This window comes from Rhodococcus sp. 008 (genome assembly GCF_001682295.1).
Lineage (GTDB): Bacteria > Actinomycetota > Actinomycetes > Mycobacteriales > Mycobacteriaceae > Rhodococcus_F > Rhodococcus_F qingshengii.
In genome coordinates, this window is the sequence record NZ_CP012749.1 from 2,742,569 (window position 1) to 2,755,569 (window position 13,001).

At 61.4% G+C, this 13,001-nt stretch carries 13 protein-coding genes; 8 read left to right on the forward strand and 5 right to left on the reverse strand.

Annotation, left to right across the window (positions count from 1 at the left end):
- Window positions 1-3 precede the first annotated feature (3 nt).
- Together AOT96_RS12830 and AOT96_RS12835 are read left to right on the forward strand one after the other, a co-directional pair.
- Window positions 4-1,218 carry a CaiB/BaiF CoA transferase family protein gene (locus tag AOT96_RS12830; RefSeq protein WP_007732303.1) on the forward strand — a complete coding sequence of 405 codons (1,215 nt, stop codon included), beginning with the start codon at window positions 4-6 and terminating at the stop codon, window positions 1,216-1,218.
- Window positions 1,219-1,234: 16 nt separating this feature from the next.
- Window positions 1,235-2,131 carry a hydroxymethylglutaryl-CoA lyase gene (locus AOT96_RS12835; protein WP_370852725.1) on the forward strand — a complete coding sequence of 299 codons (897 nt, stop codon included), beginning with the start codon at window positions 1,235-1,237 and terminating at the stop codon, window positions 2,129-2,131.
- Window positions 2,132-2,137: 6 nt separating this feature from the next.
- Here AOT96_RS12835 and AOT96_RS12840 read toward each other — a convergent pair whose 3' ends face one another.
- The 5 genes from AOT96_RS12840 to AOT96_RS12860 form a co-directional block, all read right to left on the reverse strand.
- Complete coding sequence (locus AOT96_RS12840) at window positions 2,138-2,443, reverse strand: hypothetical protein (RefSeq protein ID WP_007732306.1); 306 nt, start codon at window positions 2,441-2,443, stop codon at window positions 2,138-2,140.
- A gap of 47 nt (window positions 2,444-2,490) precedes the next feature.
- A complete protein-coding gene (locus tag AOT96_RS12845) occupies window positions 2,491-3,588 on the reverse strand; it encodes a hypothetical protein (protein WP_065351825.1) in 1,098 nt (365 codons plus the stop codon).
- Window positions 3,585-4,652, reverse strand: a complete 1,068-nt coding sequence (locus tag AOT96_RS12850; RefSeq protein ID WP_042446628.1) for a sensor histidine kinase — start codon at window positions 4,650-4,652, stop codon at window positions 3,585-3,587. The genes AOT96_RS12845 and AOT96_RS12850 overlap by 4 nt, the downstream gene beginning before the upstream one ends.
- 131 nt (window positions 4,653-4,783) lie before the next feature.
- On the reverse strand, window positions 4,784-5,050 hold the full coding sequence (locus tag AOT96_RS12855; RefSeq protein WP_370333094.1) for a response regulator transcription factor: 267 nt from the start codon (window positions 5,048-5,050) through the stop codon (window positions 4,784-4,786).
- A gap of 143 nt (window positions 5,051-5,193) precedes the next feature.
- A complete protein-coding gene (locus AOT96_RS12860; protein ID WP_065351826.1) occupies window positions 5,194-5,904 on the reverse strand; it encodes a response regulator transcription factor in 711 nt (236 codons plus the stop codon).
- A gap of 183 nt (window positions 5,905-6,087) precedes the next feature.
- On the opposite strand from AOT96_RS12860, the gene AOT96_RS12865 reads away from it, so the two are divergent.
- The 6 genes from AOT96_RS12865 to AOT96_RS12890 all read left to right on the forward strand — a co-directional run bounded on the left by AOT96_RS12865 (window position 6,088) and on the right by AOT96_RS12890 (window position 12,760).
- A complete protein-coding gene (locus tag AOT96_RS12865) occupies window positions 6,088-6,612 on the forward strand; it encodes a TetR/AcrR family transcriptional regulator (RefSeq protein ID WP_202427151.1) in 525 nt (174 codons plus the stop codon).
- Entirely contained in the window at window positions 6,609-8,093 is a 1,485-nt protein-coding gene (locus tag AOT96_RS12870) for a flavin-containing monooxygenase (RefSeq protein WP_065351827.1), read from the forward strand. The genes AOT96_RS12865 and AOT96_RS12870 overlap by 4 nt, the downstream gene beginning before the upstream one ends.
- Window positions 8,090-9,805, forward strand: coding sequence for a GMC oxidoreductase (locus tag AOT96_RS12875; protein ID WP_065351828.1), 1,716 nt, complete (start codon window positions 8,090-8,092; stop codon window positions 9,803-9,805). The genes AOT96_RS12870 and AOT96_RS12875 overlap by 4 nt, the downstream gene beginning before the upstream one ends.
- Window positions 9,789-10,436, forward strand: a complete 648-nt coding sequence (locus tag AOT96_RS12880; RefSeq protein ID WP_065351829.1) for a hypothetical protein — start codon at window positions 9,789-9,791, stop codon at window positions 10,434-10,436. Before AOT96_RS12875 ends, AOT96_RS12880 begins: the two co-directional genes overlap by 17 nt.
- Before the next feature lie 286 nt (window positions 10,437-10,722).
- Window positions 10,723-11,277 (forward strand): Fur family transcriptional regulator, encoded by a 555-nt coding sequence (locus AOT96_RS12885; protein ID WP_003943517.1) that lies wholly within the window; start codon window positions 10,723-10,725, stop codon window positions 11,275-11,277.
- Between the two features lie 31 nt (window positions 11,278-11,308).
- Entirely contained in the window at window positions 11,309-12,760 is a 1,452-nt protein-coding gene (locus tag AOT96_RS12890) for a catalase (protein WP_003943483.1), read from the forward strand.
- Window positions 12,761-13,001 lie beyond the last annotated feature (241 nt).

The window sequence follows — 13,001 nt, forward strand, 5'->3', positions numbered from 1 at the left end:
GCTGTGTCGGAAGGTGCGCCCACCGGGCCCCTGGACGGATATCGGGTGATTGAACTCGGAACCTTGATCGCCGGGCCCTTCGCCGGGAAACTGCTCGGCGACATGGGCGCCGACGTGATCAAGATCGAATCGCCGGACCGCCCGGACCCGCTTCGTACCTGGGGTCAGGCCGAGCAGGACGGTCATCGATTCTTCTGGACGGTTCACGCCCGCAACAAGCGGTGTGTGACGTTGGACCTTCGCGTCGACGCGGGACGAGACCTGTTTCTGAATCTGATCGAACATGCCGATGTGGTAGTCGAGAACTTCCGGCCGGGCACCCTCGAGAAGTGGGGCCTGGGATTCGACGTTCTCAGTGCGCGCAATCCGAAGTTGGTGTTGGCCAGGGTATCCGGCTACGGGCAGAGTGGACCGCAAGCCAAGAGCGCCGGCTACGCCTCGGTTGCCGAAGCGGTCAGCGGATTTCGGCATCTGAACGGTTATCCAGGGCAGGCGCCTCCGCGTATTGCCCTTTCGCTCGGAGATTCTCTCGGCGGGATGTTCGCCGTTCAGGGAGTGCTGGCGGCGTTGCTCTCACGAGAGCGGACCGGCCGTGGTCAGGTGGTCGACGTTGCCCTCACGGAATCCTGTCTGGCGGTGCAGGAATCCACGATCCCGGATTACGATCGGGGCGGGATCATCCGGCAGCCCTCGGGAACGAGATTGGAGGGTATTGCGCCGTCCAACATCTATCAGACCTCTGAAGGAAACTGGGTGGTGATCGCAGCCAATCAGGATACGCTCTTCGTGCGTCTGTGCACCATCATGGGGCGACCGGAACTAGCGCATGACGACCGCTTCTCCAATCATGTTGCCCGTGGCAAACATCAGGACGAGCTCGACGAACTGATCAGCGCCTGGGTCGCGCTCCAAGATCCCACCAGCCTGGTGGAACGCCTCACCGAAGTGGGAGTTGTTGCCGGGCCGATCAATACGGTTGAAGATGTCGTCAAGGATCCGCAGCTGATCGAGCGGGGGATGCTCGTCGACCACTACGACGAGCGGATCGGTGAAAACGTCCTCGGCTTGGGCGTCGTGCCTACCTTCAGTGAGACACCCGGATCCGTGCGCAACGCGGGAGCGTCGGCGCCGGGTCACGACAACTCCTCGGTGTGGGGCGGGCTCCTCGGACTCTCGGACGACGAGCAGGCAGAACTGAAGATGAAGGGCGTGATCTGACATGTCGGTACCTGGCGTGGGTATTCCAGCAGTCAGTATTCGTGAAGTCGGACCACGGGACGGGTTGCAGATCGAAGACCCGGTGTCGCTCGCGGAGAAACTTCGTCTTGTCGACGCTCTGGCTGCGACGGGTGTTTCGCGTATCGAGGCGACGTCGTTCGTCTCACCGCGCGCTGTGCCGGCGTTGGCCGACGCGGAATTGTTGGCAGCAGAACTGCACCAGTGGCCCGGCATCGAGTTCTCGGCATTGGTCGCCGGAATCGGTGGAGCGAAACGGGCCGTCGCCGCAGGAATGAAAACCGTCGAATATGTTGTGTCGGCATCGAATGGCCACAGCGAGGCCAACACTCGGTCGACGACGGAGCAAGCGACCGAACGTATCGGAGAGGTCGTCCGGATCGTCCACGACGCCGGAGGACGGGTGGAGGTCATCGTGGCCACAGCCTGGGACTGTCCGTTCGACGGTCCAACCGACCCGGATCGTGTTCTGCGGATTGCGGAGCAGGCCAAGGAGTTCGGTGCTGATCAATTCTCGATCGCAGATACCATCGGCACTGCCACGCCGGGACGTGTCGGACGATTGATCGACGCTGTGGGCGAAAGAGTAGGTGACTTCGGCTTGGGTGCGCACTTCCACAACACGCGTGGCGCTGGTCTTGCGTGCGCGTTTGCGGCTGTGCAGCACGGTGTTCGAAACCTCGACGCGTCCACCGGAGGTCTCGGTGGTTGTCCGTTCGCTCCCGGTGCCAGTGGCAATATCGCGACGGAGGAACTGGTCTACATGCTCGAAGACATGGGCATCGCGACAGGTATCGACCTGGATGCGAGCATTCGTGCCGCTGCCGTTGCAGAGGAGATAGTGGGCCATACGGTTCCCAGTAATCTTCTCCGCGCCGGCGATCGGAAGCGGTAGGGACCTTTACTCTTCTCGGTTGGGTGATGCCAGCTGCAGTTTGACCAGCTGCTCGTGCGCCGCGGCCGGCCAACCGATGCGCTGCTTCTCCAGATACCATGCACCGGCGGCAAATGCGATCGCGAGGACGATCCAGATCGCGACGCTTCCGATCTGAGAGCCCAGGTCGCTCGATGAGGACACTTCGCCCGTGCTGTAGTCGTATTCCGTTGTCGTGGTGATTCCCTCTACTGCGAATGTCCACAGAATCGGAAGGGCACACAGTGCGGCGAGGGCACGTGCGACATGCGCTGGACGCAGTTCGAAGATCATTCATTTCTCCTGGTGATCGACCCGGTGAATCTCACTCTCCTCGAAAGCTATTCGGGTTCGACGGCGCTGTCTGTAGTCGGATCGACGGACATGGACGAGGTGCCGAGCTCTCCCCGGTCCCCCTGCCGTAGCAGCTGCATTCCGTTGTGATCGAACTCGATTCGTCGAACGTCTTCAGTGTCGACCAGCATCGTGGCCATAGCGGTACGCCGAGGTGGAAGGATCCGTATGGTCACTTTTCCTCGCGTGATCGCGGTGAGTTCCCGGACGATGCTCGAGTGGATTCGGTCGCGCACGTCGGCGTTCGCGCCATCCATTCCGTGGTCGTCGAGCAGGACCACTTCGACGCCGCGGTTTCGAGCGGCACGCACAGCATCGATGACATCTGTTTGTTGTAAGCCTGTCGCCCTCAGCGAATCTCGGAGTTGCGCCTCGAGGAGTTCGCATTCTTGCCGCTCGGTGGTTGTCAGTGGAACCCCGGAAGCGACCCGTTCGAGGAGCGGGCGTGCAAGGACATCGAGCCTGTCGAGTTGCGCGTCGCGTTCCTCGAGAATCGCAGCACTGGCGGATGCGGAGGCAATTCGTTGGGTGGACTGCTCACGAAGTTCGTAGATAACCCTGGCTTGAGGACGGATGGTGTATGCGAAGAAGGTCGACATCAGAACAGGGCCCGCGTTGATGACCGTCAACGACACTCCGTACATGGCCCCCTGGCCGGTGGTGGAGGACCAGATGGCGGTCGCCAACACCATGAGTCCAAGCCCGAGCCACGCGAGTGCTGTACGCCCACGAACGCACATGAAGGTGAAGACTGCCGTCGACATCCCGAACATCCAGAGTTGAGTCATGTCGTTGACGGGGACGGGAACCACTGACAACACCAGGCCGCTCGTGACGGCGCCGGTCAGAGACACCAGAACGCTCTGCCCCAGCGGCATCGGGTCGCCTCTGCTCAGTACGAGTGTGAAAGCCGCAGTCGAGCACACGATAATTGCCAAGATCATCGGCCAGACTGCGCGGACGTCGGAGGATGTGTAGGCGACCGAGATCACGCAGGTGAGCGCGAAGCATGCAGCCATGAATCGAGCAGCACGGCTGTGCATGCCGAGAAGATCGCGGACATCTCGTCCGTCCGGCCTGGTCATGTCATCACCGCTACGGGCAAGCTCAACGTCAGAGTCACCGAAGTGCCGCGGCCGGGTGACGATCGAATGGTTGCCGATCCGCCGTCGAGTTGACGCATTCTGCCGCGGATGCTGACAGTGATTCCGAGGCGATGCGTCTCGACGGAGCTCGGATCGAAGCCGACGCCGTCGTCGGTGACGACTACTTCGAGGTGGGTGGCGGTTGCCGTGACCGTGACCGAACGCCGTGCACTGCTTCCGGCGTGTTTGACGCTGTTGCGCAGTGCCTCGGCCATCGCACCGGCCATCGCACGAATCGAGTCGGGTGCGTATCCGCTCGGATCAGACCCGTCGGAGAGGGCGGTCTCGAACGTGATGTTTTCGTCCACTTCCGAAGCGGCTGAACGCAACTGAGCGAGGATTCCGTCGAAGTCGAAACTCGTCTCGTGGTCGGTTCCGGAGCGCAGTTCGTCGAGTCTTGCCACCGTCCTTCGCGCCTGAGCGACGACCGAGGGATCGGCGTCGTTTCTCGAAGCAGCGAGCAGAGTCGACATCACGGTGTCGTGGATGAGTGCGTCGAATCTCTCGCGTTCGACGGATTTGGCCTCGGCCGCGGCGGCGCCGGCGGCAGCGGCATGAGTGGTGGCGATGGTCGCATCCAGTACTCGTCCGGTTCGCAAGGCCATGACGGCCGCTGCTACGAAAACCGCGCAGAATGTCCAGGCGAAGGCGAGGTCGGGAACCAACAGGTGCGTCGTGGGACTCGTCCGGATTATGTGATTGGTCAACTGTGCGAGTGTTGCCACTACGAAAAGGTGCACGACGGCAGCGGCCGGTCGCCAAGCTGCAGCGGCAGCAAGGCTGGCGACGCCGGGGAAATTGGAAATCCACAAGGTGAAATCTGTGACGTGGTCACCATTCCACGCCGGCCACCACAGGAGGATGACCACGACGTAGAGAACCGCATTTGCGCTCGCAGTTCGTTTCACCCATCGGGTGTCGGCGTGGAACGTCGATGCTCCCAGCGCCAGCCCACTACCGAAAGTCGCGACCACCGCCAGTGGAGTCCACCACGACGCAGACATCGTGGTGGCTTCTGCAATCGCAGGGGCAAGCAATATCAGATAGCAGACATAGCCGGCGCCGATGAAACGGCCGAAGAGCCTCAGAATTTCGTCAGAAGCACTGGCTGTTTTGTCGAAAGCAACTCTGTCGATCAGAGTTCGTCGATCGTCACTATCTGATCTTGTATCGCTCGCACGAGTAATTCGCATTTCGTCGGTGCGTTCCTTCCAACGTCGGCATACTTCTCGCGAATCCGCGACAGGTGGGTCCCCACCGTTCCCACGCTGATGTAGAGGTTTTGAGCAACGCGTGACTTCGAATCACTCAGTAGCCATTCCCTGAGAACCTCGATTTCGCGCTCCGAAAGGTGCGGTCCGACGGGATCCTGTGCCATGCAGTTTTCCACAGTGACTGTCATGAGTTTCGTCCTTACTTCTCTGTAGCGGAATGACAGACCCCCGACAGTGCCGTCTTCTTGTCAGATGAATGTAATTCGAAGAGGGAAATTTTTCCCAGACATCAATTCCTCTGCCCATATTTTCAGGGGCAGCGCTGTGAGAGTTATTGTTGCCGAACCTCATTGTTAGTCAAAGTCAGCTTTTTTCCGGAAGTAGGCCGTTCAGGAATTGGTAATACCCCGTCTTCGACCGCGCGTTTGTACAAATCCGTTTTTGTCGGTGCGGGTCGTCCGACAGCCGCATATTTCTGCCTGATGCGCTGGAGGTAGTCGTTAACCGTCTGCGGCGCCAAACCGGTGAGTCGCGCAACTCGATCCGCCTTCTCTCCGGATGCGTAAAGTTCGAGGACCTCGAGTTGTCGAGGGCTCAGACCCACTTCGTCGAGACCTGGATCCCCGTCGATTGCGGCAGCCCACTCTGTCGTCACCACCTGCCTTCCCGACGCGGCGGCGCGTATCGCATCAACCACGACGGCAGTCGGTTCGGACTTGCGTACAACACCCAGTACGCCGGCACGGGCGGCCGAGCGAACGAGGTACGGGTTTTCCGCCCCGGTGAAGATCAATGTCTCGAGCCCGGCGGACCGCAGTTGCTCGACATTGCTCTTGGGCGATGACCCGTCGGCCAGTCGGAGGTCGAGGATTGCCAGATCCAAGGCGACGTTCTGAGCGAGCATCTCGGACACAGTGGTCGCGATGCACACCAATGCGAGGTCCGGCTCGTCCTCGAGCATCACGGACACGCCGATTGCTACCGACTCGTGGTCTTCCACCAACCCGACACGGCGGTGTGGAAATGCTGTTTGCTCTGGCATAGCGATTGTTTCCCTCCGCTCGATGCGAGGACGTTATCAGGCAGAGCTGACTGACCGGTATGTTACGTGTCAAGATTTGAAGTCAGCCTGGACTGTTTTACGTTTCGGCTCTACAGTTGTCTTGTGACCGAGACCACTTCCGATGCGAAAGTAAGCCGTACCCAGGCCGAACGTACAGCGGCGATGCGTGGGCGCCTCCTCGACGCCGCCGTCGAATCGTTGGTCGAGCTGGGCTACGCACGGACCAGCACGCAAGAGATCGCCCGCCGGGCAGGCGTCTCGCGGGGTACGCAACTGCATCATTTTCCGACCAAGGAATCGCTGGTCGTCGCGGCCGTCGAGTATCTGGTCGACAAGCGGCTGGAAGAAATCCTCACCGCTGAAGTGGATCGTGGTCGAGGCCTCGAGGTCCTGTCGGACGCGTTCTCCGGGCCGCTGTTCTATGCCGCCCTCGAATTGTGGGTCGCGGCGCGGACCGATCCCGTTCTGCATGCGGCGACGGTGCCCCTCGAACGCAAGGTGAGTGAGGCGCTCGAGTTCGGCAGCGCCGAGTTGTTCGGTGATCGGTTCGATTCCGAGTCGGTCGAACTCACCATCGAACTCGTTCGTGGGCTTGCCGTCTCAGCCCTGTTTCGTACATCCGAAGCCGACGACGCGCTCAGAGCGCGATTGTTGCCGGCCTGGCAATCCCGAGTGGAGAAGAAGTGAAGCTTCCCGAACATGTCGAAACGCTGATCGTCGGTGCCGGATTTGCCGGTATGGGCTTGGCCGCCAGAATGCTTCGCGACAACCGCGCTGCAGACGTCGTGTTGATCGAGCGTGGAGCTGACATCGGCGGCACTTGGCGCGACAACACCTATCCAGGCTGTGCCTGTGACGTGCCGACGGCGTTGTACTCGTATTCTTTTGCGCCGAGCGCCGATTGGAGTCATACCTTTGCTCGTCAACCCGAGATCTACAACTATCTGAAGAAGGTGGCCGCAGACACCGGCATCGTGGAACGCGTAGTCCTGAACTGCGAACTCGAAGCTGCTGTGTGGGACGAGGATGCGGCGCTGTGGCGTATTCGGACATCTCGAGGGTCGTTGACGGCCAAAGCTCTGGTCGCCGCGACCGGAGCGTTGTCGACGCCCAAGATCCCGGATTTCCCCGGCCTCGACCAATTCTCGGGGACCACTTTCCATTCGGCGACGTGGAACCACGAACATGAACTGCGTGGTGAGCGCGTAGCCGTGATCGGAACGGGAGCGTCGGCGGTTCAGTTCGTTCCCGAAATTGCCGACCCTGCTGCCCATGTCACCGTGTTCCAGCGAACTCCGGCCTGGGTGATTCCGCGGATGGATCGCACCCTGTCTGCTGCACAGAAGGCCGTGTACTCGCGGATTCCCTTTACACAGAAGGTGATTCGAGGGTGGGTTTACGGCTTCCGCGAGCTACTCGGTGCCGCGATGTCGCACGCGACGTGGGTGCTGCCTGCCTTCGAGGCGGCCGCGCGCCTTCATCTGCGCAGACAGGTGAAAGATCCGGAGTTGCGCCGGAAACTGACTCCCGATTTCACGATCGGTTGCAAGCGCATGCTTCTGTCCAACGACTGGTTGCGCACCCTTGACCGCGCGGACGTGAGCCTGGTCGACAGTGGGCTCGTCTCGGTCACCGAAAACGGAGTGGTCGACGGAAGCGGCGTCGAGCACAAGGTCGACACCATCATCTTCGCCACGGGGTTCACGCCGACGGAACCGCCTGTTGCGCATCTGATCACCGGAAAACGTGGCGAGACGCTGGCCGCACATTGGAACGGTAGCCCCAACGCGTACAAGGGTACTGCGGTCAGCGGGTTCCCTAATCTGTTCCTCATGTACGGTCCGAACACCAACCTCGGACACAGTTCGATCGTGTACATGCTCGAGTCCCAGGCCGAGTACGTCAACGACGCCTTGAACACCATGAAGCGAGAGCGGATCGATGCCCTCGACGTGAACGAGACGGTGCAGGTGCACTACAACAAGGGAATTCAGCACGAGTTGCAGCACACGGTGTGGAACAAGGGCGGATGCTCGAGTTGGTACATCGATCCGGAGGGGCGCAACTCGGTGCAGTGGCCGACGTTCACTTTCAAATTCCGTTCGCTGCTGGAGCATTTCGATCGGGAGAACTACTCCGCTCGCAAGATCGAAAGCGTCGAGGCATGACCGCGACGCACTACGACGTGGTGGTTATCGGTTCGGGATTCGGTGGCAGTGTCGCCGCTCTTCGCCTGACGGAGAAGGGCTACCGCGTCGGGGTGCTCGAAGCCGGTCGACGGTTTGCCGACGACGAGTTGCCTGAAACCAGTTGGAGACTTCGAAAGTACCTGTGGGCGCCGTGGATCGGATGTTATGGGGTTCAGCGCATCCATCTTCTTCCGGATGTGCTCGTGATGGCGGGGGCCGGCGTCGGAGGTGGGTCGTTGAACTACGCCAACACGTTGTATCAGCCACCCAATCGGTTCTTCGAAGACCGTCAGTGGGCGCACATCACTGACTGGCACGACGAACTGGCGCCGTACTACGACCAGGCCAAACGGATGTTGGGTGTTCGCACCAATCCGTCCTTCACTCCTGCCGATGCGGTGATGAAGGACGTAGCCGAAGAGATGGGCGTGGGGGAGACCTTCACGTCCACCCCCGTCGGTGTTTTCTTCGGGGAGGCAGGAGTTTCCGTGCCGGACCCGTTCTTCGGCGGAAAAGGACCCGAACGCACAGGTTGCACGGAATGCGGGGGATGTATGACCGGCTGCCGAGTCGGTGCGAAGAACACGCTGGTCAAGAACTACCTCCATCTCGCCGAGCAAGCGGGCGCCAGGGTTCATCCGCTCACGACCGTCACCGACCTTCGGCCGGGGGCAAGCGGTGGTTACCGCCTGCTCGCGAGGCGAACGGACGGCGTCCGCCGGCGAGAAGTTCGGTTCACCGCCGATCAGGTGGTGGTTGCCGCCGGAACGTACGGAACGGCGAGACTGCTGCTCGGTATGAAGGAATCCGGTGCCCTGCCGGGCCTGTCGGATACTCTCGGCACCGTCGTACGTACCAATTCCGAAGCCGTACTGGCCGCAACGTCGAAGTCGCGTCGACGGAACTTCACGCAGGGTGTAGCCATCACGTCGTCCTTTCACCCGGATGATCACACGCACATCGAGCCGGTGCGATACGGCAAGGGCAGCAATGCAATAGGACTTCTGCAGACCGTCCTGAGTGACGGCGGTGGGCGAACTCCCCGGGTGCTGAAGACTCTGGCAGTCGCGGCCCGACACCCAGGAGCGTTCTTGCGGTCGTTGTCGGTACGGAACTGGTCCGAGCGAACCGTCATCGCGCTGGTGATGCAGACCGACGACAACTCCCTCGAACTTTCCAAGAACACCAAACGATTCGGGCGCTCCCTCACCAGTAGACCGGGACCGGGCGATCCACCTCCTCAGTGGATTCCGCAGGGTCATACAGCCATTCGCAAGGTCGCCGAGAAGATCGACGGCGACCCGGGTGGTTCCATCGCCGAGATCGTGAACATCCCGATGACGGCACACTTTCTGGGTGGCTGCGCGATCGGTGACAGCGCGTCGAGTGGCGTCGTCGATCCGTATCTGCGTGCATACGGTCACGAGGGACTGCACGTCATGGACGGTTCGGTGGTGAGCGCAAATCTCGGAGTGAATCCTTCCCTGACCATCACTGCGCAGGCGGAACGAGCGTGCGCGATGTGGCCGAACAAGGGTGGCGCGGACGCCCGCCCGAAGACCGGCGAGCCATACGTACGTATCGATCCGACTTTGCCGTCCGATCCAGTGGTGCCGACGCATGCACCAGGCGCTTTGCGGCTTCCCCTGACCATTCGAGCTGAGAAGGTGTCCGATGTGGAGCGTGCCTGAATCGACAAGTGACCGCGTCGACTGGCCGGTGAGTGATCCGCCGCCGTGGCCGGCTCGCGTTCGCGCGACACTGTGGTGGCACCGCAGTACGTCGGCGGCACGCGAGCTCGGCCCGGATGGTCGAACGATTCCGATGACGGTGGCCATGATGGTGGACTACCTCGATTCGCCGGTCGGCCCGTATCGCGAGATCCTCGCCAGTCCGGTCTTGCATGCGCCAGGGAAACGGATCGGGCCTATGCCGCGGATGGCGGTCCCTTTCATCGCGGTGGATTCGGAACCGTCGGTGCACGGTGGGCGAGTCCACTGGCAACTACCCAAGGTTCTGGCCGAGTTCGACGGAGACGTGCAGCAGAAATTCACTGCAACCGGCGACGGTTGGCGGGTGCGTTCGGATACGCGGATGCTCGGGCCGCGTCTGCCGATTGCCGGGGCGTTGGGATTTGCGCAGCCGGAGTCCGGTGGAGGTCTGGCGATCGCGTCGGCAAGGCTGACGGGATCGTTCCGATACGCGCGCGTGAGCGTCGAGGCAGAGGGGCGGACCCTGCCGGACTGGTTGGCTGCGGGCACCCATCACGGCGTCGTGATTCTGGGCGGAAAAATGACTACGGGAGCGGCCAGGCGTCGGTAACGGGGGTTTGACCTGCGAAAAAGCGACCAAGGCCGCCCGTCAGTGACCGGGCGGCCTTGGTCGTGTGGTGTGAAAGTCAGGTGTCGACGTCCCACAGGCGCCTCTCGGCGGGTGGTCGCTCGCAGCGACAAAAGGGGTGGGGCCCGGGGCTTGTTCGGACGCCGACAGGGTGTTCAACGGCGGTCTGCCCGTATTTGTTCCCGTCCTTGATATGTGACACCGGTCTCGATTCAACTTAGGCAATCCTTTTCTTGACTAATTCCAGAAAAGCGGCATACTGGGAAACATGCGAGACGGAGAGCATGACTTCGACCCCCGAGCGCAACTGCGCGCCGTCGGGTTGAGGGTCACTGCTCCGCGCCTCGCCGTGCTGGATGCGGTTACAGCCCAACCGCATTCAGACGCCGATTCTGTTGCAGCACTCGTGCGGCAGCAGCTCGGATCGGTATCCACACAGGCCGTTTACGACGTGCTGAAGGCATGCGTGAACGCAGGATTGCTGCGACGCATCGAGCCGGCGGGTTCGCCCGCACGGTTCGAGACGAGGACTGGTGACAACCACCATCACCTCGTCTGTCGCGGCTGCGGCAAGGTCGTCGACGTCGATTGTGTTGTCGGCCAAGCTCCCTGCCTCGAACCTTCCGATAATCACGGCTTCGAAATCGACGAAGCCGAGGTCGTGTTCTGGGGCCGTTGCGAAGATTGCCTGAAGAATTCTGCCGAATCCGACACCGAGTCGGACGCGGTCTCGCAGAATCGAATTGATGCGTCCAGAACCTCCGAGTCAGCCACCTCGCATGCAGCCCATGCGTTCGACTCGGATGCAGCCCCGCTCCTCTGACGCCCAGCCCACAACGCTAGGAGGCTTCGCCATGACCAAGCCCACCACCAACAATTTCGGTATCGCGGTCGCAAGTGATGACGAATCGCTGACCGCGGGTATTCAGGGGCCGGTGCTCCTCCACGACCACTACCTGATCGAGAAGCTCGCGCAGTTCAACCGCGAGCGTGTCCCGGAGCGCATCGTCCACGCCAAGGGCGGCGGCGCTTTCGGTGAACTCGTCATCACACACGACGTCAGCAAGTACACCAAGGCCGCGTTCCTGCAGCCGGGTAAGAAGACCGAGTCCCTCGTCCGCTTCTCCACCGTCGCCGGTGAGCAGGGCAGCCCGGACACCTGGCGCGATCCGCGCGGTTTCGCGATGAAGTTCTACACCGAAGAGGGAAACTACGACCTCGTCGGCAACAACACCCCGGTGTTCTTCATCAAGGACGCCATCAAGTTCCCCGACTTCATTCGTTCGCAGAAGCGACTGCCCGGCTCCGGTCTTCGTGACCACGACATGCAGTGGGACTTCTGGACTCTGCGTCCCGAGACCGCTCACCAGGTGACCTGGCTGATGGGTGACCGCGGTATCCCGAAGACCTGGCGCAACATGGACGGCTTCGGATCGCACACCTACCAGTGGGTCAACGCTGCGGGTGAACGCTTCTGGGTGAAGTACCACTTCAAGACCGATCAGGGCATCGAGTTCCTGACGCAGGCCGAAGCAGACAGCCTCGCCGGTAGCGATCCCGACTACCACCGCGCGGATCTGTACAACGCCATCGAGGCCGGTAATTTCCCGAGCTGGACACTCAAGGTTCAGATCATGCCGGTCGACGAGGCCGAAGGCTACCGCTTCAACCCGTTCGACCTCACCAAGGTCTGGTCCCAGAAGGACTACCCGCTGATCGAGGTCGGCAAGTGGACGCTGAACCGTAACCCGGAGAACTTCTTCGCGCAGATCGAGCAGGCATCCTTCGAGCCGTCGAACGTGGTGCCCGGCATCGGATTCAGCCCGGACAAGATGCTTCTCGGTCGCGTCTTCTCCTACGCCGACGCACATCGTTACCGCATCGGCACCAACTACGCCGACCTGCCGGTCAACGCGCCGAAGAACGAGGTGAACTCCTACTCCAAGGAGGGCGCCATGCGTTACAGCTTCAATTCCCCGTCGACGCCGGTGTACGCACCGAACTCGTACGGCGGACCGCATGCCGATCCGTCGGTTGCCGGTGACGAAGGACTGTGGGCATTCGACGGCAAGGCAGTGCGCGCCGGATACATCGAGCACGCCGAGGACGGCGACTTCACACAGGCCGGAACGCTGGTCCGTGAAGTTCTCGACGACGCAGCTCGTGAGCGCCTGGTGAGCAACATCGTCGGCCACGCCCTTGCCGGCGTCAGCGAAGAAGTTCTGCTGCGTGTCTTCGAGTACTGGAAGAACGTCGACGCAGATTTGGGCAAGCGCGTCGAAGAAGGTGTACGCGCAGGTCAGTGACCCGCTGACATGAGCATCGCCTAGGTCTACCGAATGCGGACCGCTGCAAGGGAAATCACTTCCCGGCAGCGGTCCGTTTCCGTCTACCCAACTACAGAAGCGCAAACCAATAGACGAAGCATGCGAGAAGGAATACAACGACTGACTCCATGACGACACCCCTGTTCGACGTGCACTTCTGCTGTTCGCACTCTCCATGATCCGCTTCTCGAGCTGAGAATGCTCGGGGCACAAGTTTCGC